This is a genomic window from Pseudomonas sp. SBT1-2 (assembly GCF_028640875.1).
Taxonomy (GTDB): domain Bacteria; phylum Pseudomonadota; class Gammaproteobacteria; order Pseudomonadales; family Pseudomonadaceae; genus Aquipseudomonas; species Aquipseudomonas chlororaphis_I.
Window position 1 is genome coordinate 83,544 of the sequence record NZ_JAQZAA010000111.1, and the last position, 18,101, is coordinate 101,644.

Annotated in this window: 20 protein-coding genes; 7 read left to right on the top strand and 13 right to left on the bottom strand. The window is 64.0% G+C overall.

Going from position 1 to position 18,101, the window contains the following annotated elements:
- Positions 1 to 12: 12 nt before the first annotated feature.
- Genes PVZ78_RS25805 through PVZ78_RS25825 form a run of 5 tightly spaced genes read right to left on the bottom strand, consistent with a single transcriptional unit; the run spans position 13 to position 3,846 of the window.
- Positions 13 to 843, bottom strand: coding sequence for a DUF2797 domain-containing protein (locus PVZ78_RS25805; protein ID WP_273829499.1), 831 nt, complete (start codon positions 841 to 843; stop codon positions 13 to 15).
- Positions 840 to 1,100, bottom strand: coding sequence for a YeaC family protein (locus PVZ78_RS25810; protein ID WP_007920905.1), 261 nt, complete (start codon positions 1,098 to 1,100; stop codon positions 840 to 842). The genes PVZ78_RS25805 and PVZ78_RS25810 overlap by 4 nt, the downstream gene beginning before the upstream one ends.
- 15 nt (positions 1,101 to 1,115) lie before the next feature.
- A complete protein-coding gene (locus PVZ78_RS25815) occupies positions 1,116 to 1,988 on the bottom strand; it encodes a rhomboid family intramembrane serine protease (protein ID WP_016704656.1) in 873 nt (290 codons plus the stop codon).
- The gene (locus PVZ78_RS25820) at positions 1,985 to 2,959 is read right to left on the bottom strand and encodes a metallophosphoesterase (protein WP_371920928.1); all 975 of its coding nucleotides are present in this window, start codon (positions 2,957 to 2,959) and stop codon (positions 1,985 to 1,987) included. The genes PVZ78_RS25815 and PVZ78_RS25820 overlap by 4 nt, the downstream gene beginning before the upstream one ends.
- On the bottom strand, positions 2,956 to 3,846 hold the full coding sequence (locus PVZ78_RS25825) for an NAD(+) kinase (protein ID WP_007920913.1): 891 nt from the start codon (positions 3,844 to 3,846) through the stop codon (positions 2,956 to 2,958). Before PVZ78_RS25825 ends, PVZ78_RS25820 begins: the two co-directional genes overlap by 4 nt.
- Before the next feature lie 105 nt (positions 3,847 to 3,951).
- Between PVZ78_RS25825 and PVZ78_RS25830 the strand changes: the two genes are divergently transcribed.
- A complete protein-coding gene (locus PVZ78_RS25830) occupies positions 3,952 to 4,902 on the top strand; it encodes a DUF1853 family protein (RefSeq protein WP_009048718.1) in 951 nt (316 codons plus the stop codon).
- 161 nt (positions 4,903 to 5,063) lie between these two features.
- On the opposite strand, the gene PVZ78_RS25835 is transcribed toward PVZ78_RS25830, so the two are convergent.
- The 3 genes from PVZ78_RS25835 to PVZ78_RS25845 form a co-directional block, all read right to left on the bottom strand.
- A complete protein-coding gene (locus PVZ78_RS25835; RefSeq protein ID WP_273829500.1) occupies positions 5,064 to 6,350 on the bottom strand; it encodes an arsenic transporter in 1,287 nt (428 codons plus the stop codon).
- Between the two features lie 41 nt (positions 6,351 to 6,391).
- Complete coding sequence (locus PVZ78_RS25840; protein WP_028682271.1) at positions 6,392 to 6,739, bottom strand: metalloregulator ArsR/SmtB family transcription factor; 348 nt, start codon at positions 6,737 to 6,739, stop codon at positions 6,392 to 6,394.
- A gap of 131 nt (positions 6,740 to 6,870) precedes the next feature.
- Entirely contained in the window at positions 6,871 to 7,428 is a 558-nt protein-coding gene (locus PVZ78_RS25845) for an NADPH-dependent FMN reductase (RefSeq protein ID WP_009048715.1), read from the bottom strand.
- Between the two features lie 228 nt (positions 7,429 to 7,656).
- Between PVZ78_RS25845 and PVZ78_RS25850 the strand changes: the two genes are divergently transcribed.
- Both PVZ78_RS25850 and PVZ78_RS25855 read left to right on the top strand, forming a co-directional pair.
- Positions 7,657 to 7,893 (top strand): hypothetical protein, encoded by a 237-nt coding sequence (locus PVZ78_RS25850; protein ID WP_009048714.1) that lies wholly within the window; start codon positions 7,657 to 7,659, stop codon positions 7,891 to 7,893.
- Positions 7,894 to 7,979: 86 nt separating this feature from the next.
- Positions 7,980 to 8,873: a LysR substrate-binding domain-containing protein gene (locus tag PVZ78_RS25855; protein ID WP_016704653.1), complete on the top strand. Its 894-nt coding sequence runs from the start codon at positions 7,980 to 7,982 to the stop codon at positions 8,871 to 8,873.
- On the opposite strand, the gene PVZ78_RS25860 is transcribed toward PVZ78_RS25855, so the two are convergent.
- The 3 genes from PVZ78_RS25860 to dnaQ form a co-directional block, all read right to left on the bottom strand.
- Complete coding sequence (locus tag PVZ78_RS25860; RefSeq protein WP_041988995.1) at positions 8,870 to 9,460, bottom strand: GNAT family N-acetyltransferase; 591 nt, start codon at positions 9,458 to 9,460, stop codon at positions 8,870 to 8,872. The two genes, PVZ78_RS25855 and PVZ78_RS25860, sit on opposite strands and share 4 nt — an antisense overlap.
- Before the next feature lie 14 nt (positions 9,461 to 9,474).
- Positions 9,475 to 11,730: an arginine/lysine/ornithine decarboxylase gene (locus PVZ78_RS25865; protein ID WP_273829501.1), complete on the bottom strand. Its 2,256-nt coding sequence runs from the start codon at positions 11,728 to 11,730 to the stop codon at positions 9,475 to 9,477.
- A 119-nt stretch (positions 11,731 to 11,849) separates the two neighbouring features.
- Positions 11,850 to 12,608: a DNA polymerase III subunit epsilon gene (gene dnaQ, locus PVZ78_RS25870; RefSeq protein ID WP_009048710.1), complete on the bottom strand. Its 759-nt coding sequence runs from the start codon at positions 12,606 to 12,608 to the stop codon at positions 11,850 to 11,852.
- A gap of 195 nt (positions 12,609 to 12,803) precedes the next feature.
- Here dnaQ and PVZ78_RS25875 point away from each other — a divergent pair, with 195 nt between their 5' ends.
- Together PVZ78_RS25875 and PVZ78_RS25880 are read left to right on the top strand one after the other, a co-directional pair.
- Positions 12,804 to 13,127: a DUF2388 domain-containing protein gene (locus PVZ78_RS25875; RefSeq protein WP_038579500.1), complete on the top strand. Its 324-nt coding sequence runs from the start codon at positions 12,804 to 12,806 to the stop codon at positions 13,125 to 13,127.
- 143 nt (positions 13,128 to 13,270) lie between these two features.
- Positions 13,271 to 14,221 carry a glycerophosphodiester phosphodiesterase family protein gene (locus tag PVZ78_RS25880; RefSeq protein WP_273829502.1) on the top strand — a complete coding sequence of 317 codons (951 nt, stop codon included), beginning with the start codon at positions 13,271 to 13,273 and terminating at the stop codon, positions 14,219 to 14,221.
- Between the two features lie 16 nt (positions 14,222 to 14,237).
- Here PVZ78_RS25880 and rnhA read toward each other — a convergent pair whose 3' ends face one another.
- On the bottom strand, positions 14,238 to 14,690 hold the full coding sequence (gene rnhA, locus PVZ78_RS25885; protein WP_009048707.1) for a ribonuclease HI: 453 nt from the start codon (positions 14,688 to 14,690) through the stop codon (positions 14,238 to 14,240).
- 83 nt (positions 14,691 to 14,773) lie between these two features.
- Positions 14,774 to 15,538 (bottom strand): class I SAM-dependent methyltransferase, encoded by a 765-nt coding sequence (locus PVZ78_RS25890; RefSeq protein WP_009048706.1) that lies wholly within the window; start codon positions 15,536 to 15,538, stop codon positions 14,774 to 14,776.
- Between the two features lie 65 nt (positions 15,539 to 15,603).
- On the opposite strand from PVZ78_RS25890, the gene gloB reads away from it, so the two are divergent.
- Together gloB and PVZ78_RS25900 are read left to right on the top strand one after the other, a co-directional pair.
- Positions 15,604 to 16,371, top strand: a complete 768-nt coding sequence (gene gloB / locus PVZ78_RS25895; protein ID WP_016704649.1) for a hydroxyacylglutathione hydrolase — start codon at positions 15,604 to 15,606, stop codon at positions 16,369 to 16,371.
- 99 nt (positions 16,372 to 16,470) lie between these two features.
- Entirely contained in the window at positions 16,471 to 17,928 is a 1,458-nt protein-coding gene (locus tag PVZ78_RS25900) for a transglycosylase SLT domain-containing protein (RefSeq protein WP_028682275.1), read from the top strand.
- The last annotated feature ends 173 nt before the right edge of the window (positions 17,929 to 18,101 follow it).

Below are 18,101 nucleotides of genomic sequence, written 5' to 3' on the forward strand. Positions count from 1 at the left end.
CGTCGAATCCTTCTACTGATGCACGGCGAGCTGGTAGGCCGTGTATTTACGAATGTTGATCACGCCGGTATCGAAGATCAGGTATTGGCCCTTGATCCCCAGCAGCGTGCCTTCGGCAATCGGGTTTTTGTCCAGGTTGAAGCTGACGATCTTGGCCGGGTACTGCTCGACCGGGTAGCGGATCTCGATCGGCTCGACATCGCTGACCGGTTGGATCGCCTGCAGGCCGAAGCGTTCCTGCAAGGCGCGCAGGCCCTCGGCGCAGGAAGCGAACAGCTGGTCGCGCACCTGCGCCAGGTTCACCGCCTCGGCGTCGCCCTTGAGCAAGGCGCGCCAGTTGGTCTTGTCGGCCACCTGGGTGCGGAACAGGTCCTCGACGAAACCGGACTGCTGGCGGGTCGCCACGCGCATGATCGGCAGCGCCTGGCTGGCGCCCTGGTCGAGCCAGCGGGTGGGCAGCTGGGTGGCGCGGGTAATGCCGACCTTGATCCCCGACGAATTGGCCAGGTACACCACGTGGTCGGTCATGCAGAACTGCTCGCCCCAGGACGGCTCGCGGCAGGTGCCGGCGTCGTAGTGGCAGCGTTCCGGGCTCATGATGCAGACATCGCACTGGGCCAGCTTGGTCATGCACGGGTAGCAGTAACCCTGACTGAAGCTGGTCTTGGTCTTGCGCCCGCAATGGGTGCAGTGGATCGCCCCCAGGTATTCCAGGCGCACGGTGCTGCCGATCAACGGATTGACCGGCACCTCGGTGTCGCCAAGACGAAAGGCGTACTGGACATCCGCCCCGTCCAGGCGCACCGACATTTTACTGATGGAGCCACGGCCAATTTCGATCAATGGATGGCATCCGACTTGAACAGGATATTCGGCACTTCGATCGACTTCGACGCACACTCCTGCGGGCCCATGTAGCCGGTGCGCTGCTCTTCGGGCAGGTTCTGCATTTCCCAGGCGATCATCGCCTGCAGGGACAGTTCGCGCTGCTCGGCGGTGAGCTTGCGGCCATCGGACCATTTGCCGATCTCTACCGCCAGTTTCAGGCTCTGGTAGATGTCCGGGGTGATGTTTTCAATCATTTCAACAAACGACGACATAAGCGGTCTCCAGCATTAGACGGCCAGTTTACGGCGACTGTACAAGCCGCCCAACAAACCTGTGAGGCATCCGACGAGCAACCCGCCGACGTGGGCGGCGTTGGCGATTTCACCGAAGCCGATCACCGAGATCAGCCCCGACATACAGATCAGCAACCACACCAGCATCATCGCCAGGACTCCGCGAGGCAGGCGATAGGCCGGGTTGGGCGACAGCAACTGATAGATCCAGCAATGCCCGAGCAGGCCGTAGAGCACGCCGGACAGGCCGCCGAACAGGCTCGGCCCGCTGAACAGGTATTGCGCGTAGTTCGACACCAGGCTGAACAGCAACGTCAGGCCCAGCAGGTTGATGCTGCCCTGGCGCTGTTCGATGCGCCGCCCCAGCTCCCAGTACCACATGCCGTTCATGGCGATGTGCAGGAAGCCGAAGTGGATCAGCATCGGCGTGACCAGGCGCCACCACTGCCCCGCCGCCAGGCTGTCGGCCAGGGGCGTGAACTGGATGTAGTCGCCGACCACGCGGAATTCGAGGAAGGTCAGCCAGCGCAGGGTGCCAAGGTTTTCGCCGAGCAAAGTCAAGGCGGCAACAATCAGGCTCAGCAGCAGGATCAGCGCAGTAGCCGGGCTACGCCGCAGTTGCTCGACGAACCCCGGACGCCGCAGGGCGGCGCCGGCCTCGGGGATGTCCAGTTGCTGCTCGGGATCGCCCGCCGGAAAACGCTCGTACAACGAACGCACGTCCTCGCTGATGGCGTCCGGCACCCAGAGCACCTGCTCCCCCGCTTCCTCGCTGACCCGGTGCGGCACCTGCATGCGCTGCAACAGTTTGACGAAGCCACTCAGGTCCACATTCAACGGCAGACGCAATACCGCAACCGCACTCATTGCTGCTCCTCCGGCCGCTCGACATAGACCCAGACGAATTTGTCCGGGTCCAGGCGGGTTTCCTGGTCCAGGCGATAAGCCACCAGCTTGCCGTAGAGCACCGCGCTGTAATCCAGGCAGGCCAGGTTCGAGCGAATCGGCGCCGGTTTGCCGCTGCGCCAGTAATGGCCGACGAACAGCAACGGCTCATCGACGCCGTAGCGCAGCAGGTTGTTTTTCTCCGCCGAGGACAGCGGCGTGCGAGCTACCGGCTCGGGCAGCGCATCGGGCTGGAACACGATGTCGCCGTAGGTCTGCGGGTCGTCTTCCCAGAACTTGGTGCGGAAGAACGAACGGGTCAGGCCATCGCCGCTGGTCATGGTCAGGCCATGGGGCAGGCGCATGTCGGTGCCGCGCAGCAGGCGGTCGAACACGTTATTGGCGAAGCTGCCGGGTACCGCCGAGGCCTGGAGGAAGTGCTCGTCGATGCAGCCGTCGGGGTATTGCGCCCGCAGCGGTTCGATCAGGCCGGCGTCCCAGCAGGCATGCACCACGCGAAAACGCCCGGCGTCGATGAACAGCGGCATCTGGTAGAACCAGTCGAGGAAATCGTGCCAGTCCTTGGGGTACTGCTCGAATTGCGCCAGGGTCTCATTGATCAGCCGGGCATGGCGCGGCGTGTGTTCGCGCACGAAATGCCTGCCGCCGCCGGGCGCTGCCGGGGTGACCCAGCCCAGGGCGTTGAACTCATGGTTACCCATGACGCACAGCGCCTGGCCGGCCTCGACCATGTCGTGGACGATGTGCAAGGCTTCGCGGATCCGTGGGCCGCGGTCGATGATGTCGCCGAGGAACACCGCCATGCGCGACGGATGCCGCCAGACGCCGCCCTGCTTGCGATAACCGAGCTTGTCCAGCAGGTGTTCGAGGGTCAGGGCGCAACCGTGCACATCACCGATCAGGTCATAACTTCGCGCGGGATCGAGCATCAGTCGCCTCCACCACCCAGTCGGCTGCCCCAGCCGAGCTTGGTCCGGCAGACCTCGTAATAGTTGTGGTCCAGCGGATGGATCAGGCGCAGTTTCTGCGCCTTCTTGCTGACAGTGATGGTGTCACCGGGGGCACAGGTGAAATGGTTCTGCCCGTCGCAGGAAACCTGCGGGTAGATCTGCATATCCTTGGACACGACGATTTTCAGCTCGCTGTTGCCATCGACCACGATCGGCCTTCCCGACAAGGTATGGGGGTACATCGGCACAATCACAATGGCGTCGAGCTTGGGATGCATGATCGGCCCGCCGGCGGACAAGGCGTAGGCGGTGGAGCCGGTCGGCGTGGCGACGATCAGGCCGTCGGCCTTCTGGCTGCAGACGAACTGGCCGTCGATGTAGATCTCGAACTCGATCATCCGCGTCGACTTGCCCGGGTGCAGCACCACATCGTTCAGTGCGTCGCCCTGGCCGATGGCTTCGGCGTGGCGCCGCACTTCGGCCTGCAGCAGGAAACGGTTTTCCACCAGGTAATGGCCGTCGAGGACTTCGGCGACCTTGACTTCCAGCTCGTCCGGACGAATGTCGGTGAGGAAGCCCAGGCTGCCGCGGTTGATCCCCAGCACCGGAATGTTGTGGCGCGCCAGGGCACGGGCCGCGCCCAGCAGGCTGCCGTCGCCGCCGACCACGATCACCATGTCGCAGACTTCGCCGAGCAGCTTGCGCGAGGAGGTCTGCAGGCCGTGGCCGGGCAGCACTTCGGCGATGGTGTCTTCGAGGATCACATGCAGGTGGCGGGCGAGCAGAAACTTTTTCAGTCGGCGAACTGTGTCCAGCACCTGCGAACTGCCCAGGCGACCGATAATGCCGATATTGCGAAATTGCTCCATGGGGCTCCTGCAGGGGTTCTGGGACGGGCAAAGCAGAGATTATGGGCGAAAGCCGGCCATAGACAAAATCCTTTCAGCCTCGACGTTAGGCGCTATGCTCGCAGAATGATCCTGTTTCCCGGCTTGCTCGACCTCCCCCGCCAGTTGCGCCACCCCGAAGTGCGCGACCTGGCCTGGGTCATCCTCGCGCCGCCGATGCTCGACCAGACGCCCTGGCCGCAGCGCCATCCACTGGCCGGCAGCGACTGGGTGCAGGCGCCGCAGCTGCTGGCGCACTGGCTGCATCAGCTGGACCAGGACGGCCGCGCCCTGCGCCGCTGGCTGGCCCTCGGGCCGACCAAACGCCTGGGGCTGTACTACGAACGCCTGTGGCAATTTGCCGTACAGCACGCGCCCGGCGTCGAGCTGCTGGCGGCCAACCTGCCGATCCGTCGCGCCGGCCACACCCTGGGCGAACTGGACATGCTGCTGCGCGATCGCGACGGCATTCACCATCTGGAACTGGCGATCAAGCTCTACCTCGGCCCGCAACATGGCAACGGCACGAACACCGCGTTGTGGCTGGGCCCCGGCTGCCACGATCGCCTGGACCGCAAGCTGGCGCACCTGAACGAACACCAGTTACCGATCTCCGCCCGCGCCGACAGCCTGGAAGTGCTGGCGGCCATGGATATCCAGGACTTCAGCGCCCACCTGTGGCTCGGCGGCTACCTGCTCTACCCCTGGCCCGGCACCACGCAACCGCCCCGCGGCGCCCACCCGCAGCACCTGCGCGGGCGTTGGCTGCACCAGCGCGACTGGCCAGCCTTTATCGCGCAAAGCCCGCCCGGGCGCTGGCAACCCTTGCCACGCCAGGCCTGGCTGGCGCCCGCGTCCTACCCGCCGGAACAAACCTGGAGCGCCCCACAGCTGCAAGCCTGGCTGGAGGAACTCGACCCGCACGCCCCGGCGCAACTGCTGGTGCGCCTCACGGAAAACCGCGCCGGCGACTGGGAGGAAGCCGAACGCCTGTTCCTGGTGGCGGACCTCTGGCCGAATGTGCCAGGGGCGAGTTGAGCTTCTATAACTCCTTCAACTGCGCCAAACACCGAACCTGTAGGAGCGAGCTTGCTCGCGATAGGGGCAACGCGGGGTGCCAGATACGACACTTCGCGAGCAAGCTCGCTCCTACAGGTTACGTGGTGGATGCGGGTTTTCGACGAATACGAACCTGCCCCTCACATCACCGACAAGCGCAGGGCCAGCGCCGCCAGGGTCACCAGCAGCACCGGCAGGGTCAGCACGATGCCGACCTTGAAGTAGCGGCCCCAGCCGATATGGATGTCCTTGCGATCCAGCACGTGCAGCCAGAGCAAGGTGGCCAGGCTGCCGATCGGAGTGATCTTCGGCCCCAGGTCGCTGCCGATCACGTTGGCGTAGATCATCGCGTCCTTGATCACGCCGCTGGCCTGGCTGGCGTCGATGGACAGCGCGCCGATCAGCACCGTCGGCAGGTTGTTCATGATCGATGACAGGACGGCGGTCAGCAGCCCGGTGCCCATGGCCGCGCCCCAGATGCCGTAGTCGGCGAAGCGGTCGAGCCAGCCGGCCAAGTGGGTGGTCAGCCCGGCATTACGCAGGCCGTACACCACCAGGTACATGCCGAGGGAGAAAATCACGATCTGCCACGGCGCTTCCTTGAGCACCTTGCGCGTCGAAATCTTGTGGCCCTTGGCCGCGATGCCCAGCAGCAAGGCCGCGCACACCGCCGAAATCGCGCTGATGGGAATGCCCAGCGGCTCCAGGGCAAAACAGCCCAGCAGCAGGATGACCAGCACCCACCAGCCGGCGACAAAGGTGGCCTTGTCGTGGATCGCGCTGGCGGGCAGCTCCAGTTCCTCGGGGTTGTAGGCCTGCGGAATGTCGCGGCGGAAGAACCACAGCAGCACCGCCAGGGTCGCGGCCACGCTGACCAGGTTCACCGGCAGCATCACCGCGGCGTACTGGTTGAAGCCGATATTGAAGAAGTCCGCGGAAACGATGTTCACCAGGTTCGACACCACCAGCGGCAGGCTCGCGGTATCGGCGATGAACCCGGCGCCCATGACGAACGCCAGGGTCGCGGCCCGGGAGAAGCGCAACGCCAGCAGCATGGAAATCACGATCGGCGTGAGAATCAGCGCCGCCCCGTCGTTGGCGAACAGCGCCGACACCAGCGCCCCCAGCAGCACCATGAAGGCAAACAGCTTGCGCCCGCTGCCCTGCCCCCAGCGCGCCACATGCAAGGCCGCCCAGGCGAAAAACCCGGCCTCGTCGAGCAGCAGGCTGATGATGATCAAGGCCACGAAGGTGCCGGTGGCGTTCCAGATGATCTGCCAGACCACCGGAATGTCCGTCAGTTGTACCACCCCGAACAGCAACGCCAGCACCGCGCCGAACACCGCGCTCCAGCCCACGCCGAGGCCCTTGGGCTGCCAGATCACCAGGGTAATGGTCAGCAGGAAAATCAATGAAGCAGTCAGCATGCCGGGCAGCCTTGAACAGGAAAAGTGAGGTGGATGGGAATTCAGCAGCAGCGCACGGGGCGATCGGCCATGGTCTGCAGGCGTTGCAGGTCAGCCTGCAGCCAGGGGCTGTTGGCCTCCAGCGTGTCCTGCAGCAATGCGGTCACCCAGGGTGACAATTGCGGGTGCAGCCGGTAGTAGATCCATTGCCCCTGGCGGCGGTCGGCCAGCAGGCCGCAACTGCGCAACAGCGCCAGGTGCCGGGAGATCTTCGGCTGGCTCTGGCCCAGGGCGGCGGTCAACTCACAGACACACAACTCGCCTTCGCGGGTCACGAGCAAGGCGATGCGACTGCGGGTTTCGTCGGCAAGCGCCTTGAACAGTTCGGCGGGGTTGAGAGCGTCGGACACCAGGGCCACTCCAGGCAGTTGGAGCGGCGAATATATGAATATTCAGATATGCGGTAAAGCGCTTTTCTCACGACGAGAGGAATATCCCATCACCCGCGGAAGCCGGCTGGCCGACTCCCGCGGTGCCAGGATCAGAGCTTTTTGTGCTGCTCGACCCACTGCGCGTAGGCGTTGATGAACTTCTCCAGGAACGGCTTGAGCGACTCGGACAGCTTGCCCGCCTCGTCGAAGGCCGAACCGGCGCCGCTCAGGTAGGCTTCCGGCTGCTGCATGCACGGTACATTGAGGAACACCAGGGACTGGCGCAGGTGATGGTTGGCGCCAAAACCGCCGATAGCGCCCGGGGATGCGCTGATCACCGCCCCCGGCTTGCCGTTCCAGGCGCTCTTGCCGTAGGGGCGCGACCCCACGTCGATGGCGTTTTTCATGGGTGCGGGAACCGAGCGGTTGTATTCCGGAGTGACGAACAGTACGGCATCGGCGGCGCTGACCTGCTCGCGGAACACCTTGTAGGCGGCCGGCGGATCCACATCGATGTCTTCGTTGTAGAGCGGCAGGTCGCCGATCTCGACAATCTGCAACCGCAGGTTGGCCGGCGCCAGTTCGGCCAGGGCCAGCGCCACTTTCCGGTTGATCGAGGCCTTTCTCAGGCTGCCAACCAGCACTGCAATCGTGTAGACGTTGCTCATAGTGAATCCCCGACTTCTGGTTAAGGAGGCTGGTAGTTATAGATGATCCACCCCGACCACAGCCACCCCGCCACAGGAAATTCCGTGGGCTTTTCCAGGCCCTCGCTCCGCTGCACGCCAGTTGCAATCAGGACCGCGGACTATTTTTTTTCCGCCGCTAAACTTACTTCGCCCAGGCAGGGTCTACAGGACCGCAAATTGAGTGTTTTATCTCCAGAGGCTCTAAAGATGGCAGCAGTACTCGTCGGACAATTTCATGCCAGGGACGCGGAAGGCCGGGTCTATTCGGTGCATGAGTTCCAGGAATCCACCCCGTCGCCAGACGGCATCGCCGGCTCGGAGCCTGTTACCACCTATCGCCTGGCCATTGGCGACCGCGTCAACAAAATGGACGACAACCAGTTTCTCCTCGTGCAATCGGGCGTCACCCTCATTCGCGAACCCGAGACCATCCTTCCTTCATAACGTGCCGTTATGAGCAGAAGTCATATGCGCGGACATGAGTTAGGATTCAGTGTGAATCCCTCACCGGCTGGACATGGACTTCAAGCATGCGTTTACGTCATATCGAAGTGATTCAGGCGCTCCTGCAAACCGGACACCTGGGCACGGCCGCCGAGCTGCTGCAACTGCCGGTGGCCGAGGTGGAAACGATCCTGCGCGACGCCGAAAGCCAATCGGGTTTCATGCTCTTCGCCAGTGTTCGCGGACGCCTGCAAGCCACCCGGGAGGCCCGCGAGCTACAGCCGGCGATCGCCACCCTGTATGACGCCTTCGAACCCGTGCAACGCCTGGCCGACAGCCTGAAGCAATACCAGGCGCCGCCCTTGCGCATCATCGGCACCCCGCCCCTGGCCCAGCAACTGTTGCCACAGAGCATCGCCGCCCTGCGCCGGCGTTTTCCCGATACCCCGTGCAACCTCGCCAGCCAGGGCACCCGCGACATGGTCAAGAGCCTGTTGCTGCGCGAAGGCGACCTGGGCCTGAGCCTGCACAACCCCGATCACCCCGATATCCAGTGCGTCGCCCTGGCCCAGGGCAAGCTGCAACTGCTGGCCCCGCACGGCTGGCTGCAACCGAAGCAGAAGTACATTTCCCTGCAGGACCTGGCGGGCCAGGCCATGGTCGGCCTGGAAGGCCAGGACCCGCTGAGCGTGGCCCTGGACAGCAAGCTGCAGAACCTGCGCCCGAGCCCGACTATCCACACCCGGGTACAGACCCACCAGATGATGCGCAGCATGGTCGAGGCCGGCGAAGGCCTGGCGATTGTCGACCCCTTCACCGCACTGGGCGCGCGCGAGGGCGGCCTGGACGTCTGCCCGCTGTCGCCACCGATCCCGGTCACCCTCTATGCCCTGACCCGCAGCGGCACCCCCTCCTCGCCCACCCTGGAGGCGCTGCTGGAAACCCTGACGGAAAAGGCTGAAGGCATGCTGGCCGGCTAGACCCCGGTTTCCCGCGCCAGCTCGTCGTTGAACAGCCGATACCAGAAAATCGCCACCTCGGCGGTGGTCGGATCGATCCCGCGGTAACGCAGATGATCGATGCCGCCGACCACATAACCGCAGCGCTCGTACAAGCGGCAGGCCCCCAGGTTGTTGTTCTGGGTCTCGAGCATGATGCCCGGCAGTTTTTTCTTGCGACTCCAGAACTGCGCCACATCCAGCAAAGCCTTGGCCACCCCGTGGCGCCGCGCCGGCGCATGCACCGCCAGCTCGTCGATATGGGCGTAACCGTTCCAGTTGGTGCTGACCACCACATGGCCAACCGGCTCGTCGTCCAGGTAGGCCATGAACACCGCGCTGTCGGCGGCGTCGCGATAGCTGCTGAATTCTTCGGGGTCGATGCCGTAGCACTTGCGGTACGGGGTGATGTGATGCAACGGCCACTTGGCCACCACCTGCTCGCTCTGTGCCTGGGCATAGGCGCTGACCTCGAAGCTGAAGTCGCTGCCCCAGACATACGCGGCGAAACCGTCGTCGGCGACACGTACCGACAGGCCGGGGTACTTGGGGTTGATCATTGGCTGCATAGCGGGAAACGTCCTCAAACCTTGATGCAATCGACGGTGTACTGCCGCCCATTGCCTTCGTCTTCATGCTGCAATCCATGCACATCCGCGACAAAGCCGGGAAAGCTGCTATCGAACGTACGGGCGAAAGCCAGGTAATCGATGATCGAGCGGGTTGACTCGGTGAAGCGCTCGCCCGGCATGATCAGGGGAATACCCGGCGGGTATGGCACCAGCATCACCGCCGCCACCCGCCCGGCGAGGGCATCGATGGACACCGCCTCGACCTCGCCCCGCACCAACTGATCGTAGGCGTCGGCGGGCTTCATCGCCACCTCCGGCAGCACGGTGTACATGCGCTTGAGGTGCTTGGCCGTGGCATTGCTGCGGTAGCAGGCATGCAACTGATCGCAGAGGTCGCGCAGGCCCATGCCCTGGTAGCGCGCCATGTCTTGCTGGGCGATGCTCGGCAGGCAGACGGCGAGGCTGACATTGGCGTCGTAGTTGCGCTTGAACTCCAGCAGTTCGGTCAGCAGCGTGCTCCACTTGCCTTTGGTGATGCCCATGGAAAACAGCACCAGGAACGAATACAGGCCGGTCTTTTCCACCACCAGGCCGCGCTCCCAGAGAAACTTGCTGACCACCGCCGCCGGTATCCCGCGCTCGCTCAGGGCACCGCCAGCGGTGAGCCCGGGCATCACCAGGGTGACCTTGATCGGGTCCAGCAGCACATAGTCGTCGGTCACCCCGGCGAACCCGTGCCACTCGCCTTCCGGCTCCAGCAGCCAGTCCGCGGTGCTGACCTGGTCGATGCCTTCCACCCGCTCCGGCTGCCAGATGGAAAACCACCAGTCATCGGCGGCGATGTGCTGGCGCAGGTTGGCCAGGGCCCGGCGGAAGCTCAGGGCCTCGTCGAACATTTCCTGCAGCAGCGAACGCCCCGCCGGCCCTTCCATCATCGCCGAGGCCACGTCCAGCGAGGCGATGATGCTGTACTGCGGCGAGGTGGAGATGTGCATCATGAAGGCTTCGTTGAAGCGGTCGCGATCCAGCTGCCGGGCACCGCCGTCCTGCACATGGATCATCGAGGCCTGGCTGAAGGCCGCCAGCAGCTTGTGGGTGGAATGGGTGGTGAACACCAGCGGGCTGTCGGCGCTGCGCGAGGTGCCCATGCCGTAGCGCCCCTCGAAGAACTCATGGAAGGCCGCGTAGGCGTACCAGGCTTCATCGAAATGCAGCACCTCGACACTGTTGCCCAGGCTCTGCTTGATCAGCTCGGCATTGTAGCAGAGGCCGTCGTAGGTCGAGTTGGTGACCACCGCCAGCTTGACCTTGGCCGGCCGGCCCCGGGTCAGCGGGTTGGCGTCGATCTTGGCCTGGATCGACTCGCGGCTGAATTCGCTCAGCGGGATCGGGCCGATGATCCCCAGCTCATTGCGCTCCGGACAGAGGAACAGCGGGATGGCGCCGGTCATGATGATCGAGTGCAGCACCGACTTGTGGCAGTTGCGATCCACCAGCACCAGGTCATCGCGACCGACCATGGAATGCCAGACGATCTTGTTGGCGGTCGAGGTGCCGTTGATCACGAAAAAGGTGTGGTCGGCGCCGAAATTGCGCGCCGCCCGCGCCTCGGCTTCCGCCAGGGGCCCGGTGTGATCGAGCAGCGAGCCCAGCTCCGGGACCGATACCGACAGGTCCGAACGCAAGGTGTTCTCACCGAAGAACTGATGGAACGCCTGGCCTACCGGGCTCTTGCGATAAGCCACGCCACCGCCGTGCCCCGGGGTGTGCCAGGAATAATTGGAGTCGGCCGTATGCTGCACCAGCGCCTTGAAGAAAGGCGGCAACAGGCCATCGAGGTAATTGCGCGCCGCCCGCGCCACCTGCCGCGCCAGAAACGGCACGGTGTCTTCGAACAGGTAAAGAATGCCGCGCAGCTGATTGAGCTCGCTCATGGCGTCGGCCGGGGCGTTTTCCAGGGTCACCTGCTCGCCCAGGGCAAAGATCGGCAGGTTCGGCGCGCGCACCCGGGCCAGGCGGATCAGTTCCACCATGTTCTGCAGCAGGTGGGTGTTTTCCCCGGCGCCTTCGGCGGCGATCAGCATGCAGGCCAGGCCGTGATGGGTCGAGGCCACCAGGCGCCCTTCGGCATAGTCCACCGCGGAAAAGATACTGAAGCCTTCCTGCTCCAGTTCCCTGGCGATCCCCCGCACCCGGTCGCCGGCGACGGTGTCGGCCTTGATGTCGCGATGCACGATAAGGACGGGGAATTTCAGGTCTTTGTACATGGCACCAGGCATCCTGAGGCGGCGGACAAGGGCCCGCCAATCACCTCAGGGTAGAAGCTCGGGGGCCGGCGCGTAACCCCGTCAACGACCTCCTGTAACAAAAGGTCGCCCACGAACAACTACTGTTGCTGGGCCTTGGCTTCGGCCAGTTGGGTCCAGAGCGCCGGGGCCCCGGCGGATTTGGCGATGATCTCGAGACGCACCTGATGCTCGGCCAGTTCGGCTTCGCTGGCGCGAATGACCCGCCCACGCTGGCGATCCGCCGACAGACGCCGGATTTCGCTGGCGCGGTTGCCCGAACCTTCGCTGCCGTTGCCGTCCGAGGCGTTGCCGGCCAGGGACAGGCTGGTCTGGCCGCCGGTCATGGTCAGGTAGACGTCGGCGAGAATCTCCGAGTCGAGCAAGGCGCCGTGCAGTTCACGGCCGGAGTTGTCGACGTCATAACGCTTGCACAAGGCATCGAGGCTGTTGCGCTGGCCAGGGTGACGTTCCCGTGCCATCAACAGGGTGTCGAGGATGGTGCAGTGCTGGGTGATGTCGGCGCGGTCGTGCTGGCCCATCAGGGCGAATTCGTTGTTGATGAAGCCAACGTCGAACGCCGCGTTGTGGATGATCAGCTGCGCGCCCTGGATGAACTCGAAGAACTCGTCGGCGACTTCGGCGAAGCGCGGCTTGCCCACCAGGAATTCGTTGGTGATGCCGTGGACGCCGATCGCGCCCTCGTCGCTCTCGCGATCCGGTTGCAGGTAGACGTGGAAATGCCGACCGGTCAGGCGCCGTCCGATCAACTCGACGCAACCGATTTCAATGATCCGGTGGCCGTCGGTCACCGGCATGCCGGTGGTTTCGGTATCGAGTACAACAGATCTGTTGGCCATCAGGGGTCAGTTCTCAACGGTGGAAGTCTTTCAAGGCGCGGGATTTTAGCACGCTCTCGCGGCATGGCACGCATGGCGGATTCGCCTGGCCCCGGCGTGCGCAGTTTTTAACAATCATTCGCAAAGCTCATGCAGTTTGCCGCACAGGGGCTTGTTAGGGTGCGCGACGATATTTTTAGCGGACTCCACCCTGCCATGACTACCTGTAAAACCCGCCTGGCCTTTTTGTTTTGCACCTGCCTGTTCGCCGATATCGGCCAGGCCACCAGCCTGGTGATCAGTACCGACATCACCATGAGCCTGGCCTTGAGCACGACCGAAGGCAGTTCGAAAGCCACCAGTTCCTTCAAGGACGACAAACTGGTGCTCGCCGCCAGGACCGATGCCGCGGCCTTTGTCGCCAGCGCCGGCGAGATCCGCGGCGCCCAGCTGGAAGCAGCGATGCGGCATATTCGCCAGACGCTCGGCAACCCACAGTACTCCGACCTGCAACTGGCCAGCGCCATTCTCACCCTTTGATCGCCCCGGAACAGGGCCACTCATTCACCCCGAGCACCACGCGTTTGTTTAAATGAGCGCGGCCATTGCGCTACTGTACGGCCCACTCAGGCGGGCAGGGCTGGCACCCGGCCTTGCACTCATTTCCAGGAAACCGCCCTCCCATGCTCAAGACTCGACAGATGCTCCCACTGCTGTTGGCCGCGGCCTTCATCAGTGGCTGCTCTTCCCTGCCAGCAACGGAGCCCGACGCCGGGCAAGCCCCCTTGATCGTCGCCCATCGCGGCGGCGCCGCAGACTTTCCCGAGAACACCCTGCTGGCCATCGACAACGCCCTGCGCAACCGTGCAGACATGCTCTGGCTGACGGTGCAACTGAGCCGCGACGGCGTGCCGGTGCTGTACCGACCGGCGGACCTGAGCGCCAATACCCCGGCCTCCGGCGCGGTCAGCGAGAAAACCCTGGCGCAGTTGCAAACACTGAATGCCGGCTGGAACTTCAAGCAGACCGCGGTCGATGGCCAGGTGACATTTCCCTTTCGCTCCCAGGCGGTGAGCATCCCCTCGCTACAGCAGGCGCTGGCGGCGATCCCCGATGCCGTGCCGGTCATTCTCGACATGAAGGCCCTGCCCGCCGCGCCCCAGGCCCAGGCGGTCGCCCAGTTGCTGGAACAGCTGCACGCCTGGAACCGGGTGCTGATCTACTCCACCGATGCCAGCTACCAGCAGGCGTTCGCGCACTATCCGCAGGCGCGGCTGTTCGAGTCCCGGGACAACACCCGGGATCGCCTGGCGAGTGTCGCCCTGGCCCACAGCTGTACCACACCGCCGGCACCGGCCAGCTGGGTGGCTTTCGAGTACCGGCGCCCGGTGCAGCTGGTCGAGACTTTCACCCTGGGTGAAGCCCGTTCGAAGGTGGATGCCCGGCTGTGGACGCCCGCAGCGGTGGATTGCTTCCAGTCCCGGGGCAAGGTGCGGATGCTGGCGATCGGGGTCAATACGGCCGAGGATTACCAGGCGGCCGCCTGCCTGAAGATGGACGCGGTGCTGGTGGATTCGCCCCGCGCGATGCGGGACATGAAGCAGCGGCTCGAACGGCCGCTGCGTTGCGACTGACTACCCGTTCAGGGCATCAGGCCTGTTTGTAACCGCGCACCTCGTCGACACCGCGGTTGGCCAGTTGGTCGGCCCGTTCGTTGCCGTGGTGGCCGGTATGGCCGCGCACCCATTTCCAGGTGACCTGGTGGCGGTTGACCTGCTCATCGAGCTGCTGCCACAGGTCGGCATTTTTCACCGGCTCCTTGGCCGCGGTTTTCCAGCCGCGCTTTTTCCAGTTGGCCATCCACTCGTTGATGCCCTTCATCACGTACTGCGAGTCGGTGACCAGGATCACCTGGCACTCGCGCTTGAGCTCTTCCAGGCCGCGGATCGCCGCCATCAGCTCCATGCGGTTGTTGGTGGTGTTGGCTTCGCCGCCCCAGAGTTCCTTCTCCACGCCCTTGAACACCAGCAGTGCGCCCCAGCCCCCCGGGCCAGGATTGCCCTTGCAGGCGCCGTCGGTGAAGATTTCTACGCTATCGCTCATGCCAGACTTCCAATCGAAAATACCTGTGGCTTGCCGATCGTCGATCGACAACGCCCAAGCCGGGCAGGTTCGGCCCGGCTGAATTAAAGAGGGGGTTCGCTGTGCCGGCGGTTGACCTTGGCCATCGGCAGCGGCACCAGCTTGCCCATCGGCTCGCGGCGTACCTGGCGCACCGGGCGCAGGCCGACCACTATCTTGCGTGCCACCAGCAGGTAGAAGCCGCCGCCGGACAGTTGCCAGTCACCGGCCTTGCGCTCCCAGCCGGCCAACCGAGCCTGCCAGGCCGCCGAGGCAAGCGGCGGACGATAGCACCCGAAGCGGCGTTTCTCCAGCGCGAAGCCCAGCAGGTTCAACCAGTCGGCGACCCGCGACGGGGAAATGCAGCGCGCCTTGCGCAAGGCGTCATGGGCGAACACATGGCGCAGGCCCCAACTGCTCCAGGGATTGATACCGACGATCAACAGGTGCCCACCCGGTCGCACGGCGCTGGCGGCTTCGCGCAGCAGGCCGTGGGGCGACAGGCAGAAATCCAGGCCGTGCTGCAGCACCACCACATCGGCGGCGTGCTCGCTGAGCGGCCAGGCCTGCTCCTCGCAGACGATCTCGACGCCGGGCAGCGGCGCGCCCAGGCGTACATTGCGCTGCACCTGGGGCGCCGTCGGCGGGGTTTGCGCCGACGGGCCGTAATGCACCAGGTAGCCGCCGAAGAAACGCCCCAGCTCGTCGTCGAGCATGCGCCGTTCTTCATCCAGCAGAAATTGCCCCAGTGGCCCGGACAGCCACTCACGGGCGGCACTGATCAGGGCCAGCCAGTCAGGATCGGCCTGAGCGAACGCTTTATCGGTCATTGCATTCTCCAACCCGCCAAGAAGTTCTAAGATGCGCCAATGTTTTCCGCTTGGCGACTCCAACGATGATACAGATCAGTGCCCTGCCCGCGTTCACCGATAACTACATCTGGTTGTTACAGGACCATCGCCATCAGCGTTGCGCGGTAGTCGACCCGGGTGACGCCGCACCGGTACAGGCCTGGCTCGCCGAACATCCGGGCTGGGTGCTGAGCGATATCCTGGTGACCCATCACCACCACGACCATGTCGGCGGTGTCGAACAACTGAAAAAAGCCAGCGGCGCCAAGGTCTGGGGCCCGGCCAACGAAAACATCCCGGGGCGCGACGTGGCCCTGCACGACAACGACCGCGCCAGCATCCTTGGCTGGGACTTCGACATCTACGCGGTGCCCGGGCATACCCTGGGGCATATTGCCTACTACCATCACGGCCTGCTGTTTTGCGGCGACACCCTGTTCGCCGCCGGGTGCGGGCGTCTGTTCGAGGGCACGCCGGAGCAGATGCACCATTCCCTGAGCCGCCTGGCCGCGCTGCCCGAAGACACCCTGGTGTACTGCACCCACGAATACACCCTGAGCAACCTGCGTTTTGCCCAGGCGGTGGAACCGGACAACCCGGACATCGCCGAGCGCCTGCGCAAAGTCAGCGAACTGCGGGAAAACGGCCGCATGACCCTGCCTTCCACCCTGGCCCTGGAAAAGCTCACCAATCCCTTCCTGCGTACCGGTGAAACATCCGTTAAACAAAAAGCGGACGAACGGAATGGCCTCGATAACCGGGCTCAGAGTGCGGTTTTTGCTGCCTTGCGGGCTTGGAAAGATAAGTTCTAAGCAGGCTGCGAGTTGGTACGAAAATTCTGAATGGTTGACCGCACCGGGTGCGCTTTCTAGAATCGCCCGACATTTTTGCCCGGAACTTACTTCCAGCCAATGTCGTCATCTATTCGTAAATCCATCAATTCAGACGCATTGACGCGGTTGGCTCAAGCCATCGCGGTGGCTGTGTCCGCCACCCTGGCGGGCTGCCAAAGCACGAGCCACGTCCCGCAAACCGACGCTTCGCACACCCAGAATTTCAACGCCCGCATCAAGCAGAAACCCATCTGGCTGAATGAAAAACCCAGCCCGCAATTGCCCCAGGACGTCTGGGAGCGCATGCGCGAAGGTTTCCAGTTGCAGGAAGGCATCGGCGTCAACCCGCGCATCGAACAGCAGCGCCTGTGGTTCGCCAGCAATCCATCGTTTCTCGAGAATGCCAGCGAACGCGGCAGCCTCTATATCCATTACATCGTCGAGCGCCTTGAAGAACGCAACATGCCGCTGGAGCTGGCCCTGCTGCCAGTGATCGAGAGCGCCTACAACCCGATGGCCTATTCCCGGGCCGACGCGGTGGGCCTCTGGCAGTTCATTCCGTCCACCGGTCGTTCCTTCAACCTGCGCCAGACCCGCTTCTATGATGGCCGTCGCGATATCACCGCCTCGACCACCGCGGCCATGGATTACCTGACCCGCCTGCACGACATGTTCAACGGCGACTGGCTGCTGGCCCTGGCGGCCTACAACGCCGGCGAAGGCACGGTCAGCCGGGCCATCGAGCGCAACGAGAAGCTTGGCCTGCCCACCGACTACTGGAACCTGCCGCTGCCGTCGGAAACCCAGGCCTACGTGCCCAAGCTGCTGGCCCTGTCCCAGGTGGTGCTGGCGCCCGAGGCCTATGGCGTCAACCTGAACCCGATCGCCAACGAACCCTACTTCCAGGTCGTCGAGATCAACCAGCGCATGGACCTGTCCAAGGTCGCCGCGGTGGCCAACATCGACGAGGACGAGCTGTTCCAGCTCAACCCGGCCTTCAAGCAGCGCACCACCATCGACGGTCCCCAGCATCTGCTGGTGCCGACGTCCAAGGCGCAACTGCTGAGCGCCAGCCTGTCGACCATGAAACCCGAGGAGCTGATCAGCCAGCGTTCGTTCAAGCCGGTGTTCGAGGGTGCCGACAGTCGCGAAATGGCCCAGGCCAAGCGCAACTACCGGGTCAAGCGTGGCGACAACCTGTCGCAGATCGCCAAGGCCAACAAGGTCGACGTCAAGGACCTGCAACGCTGGAACAAGCTGAGCGGCAAGCAGCTCAAGGTCGGCCAGACCCTGGTCATGCAGGACACCAGCAAAGCCAAGGGCAGCAGCAAGACCAGCGCCAAGGCTTCCGGCAAGAAGACCCTGGTCGCCAGCGCCGACAAGAAGTCGACCCAGTACAAGGTCAAGCAAGGCGATTCGCTGTACATGGTGGCCAAGCGCTTCAACGTCGAGATGCAACACCTCAAGCGCTGGAACCCCCGCGCCGGCCAGGCCCTCAAGCCAGGCCAGATGCTGACCGTCTACCTGCCTCACTGATCCTGTAGCCGCTGCCGCAGGCTGCGATAGGGCCGCAGGCCCTCCTGCACCCTGAAGATCCCCACGACCGTTCCGGTCGATCGCAGCCTTCGGCAGCGGCTACAGATTGCGGCATATCCAGCGACGGCAAGCAAATATCGTGGCCAGCCCGGGGCGGCCTTTTTCCTGTCGAT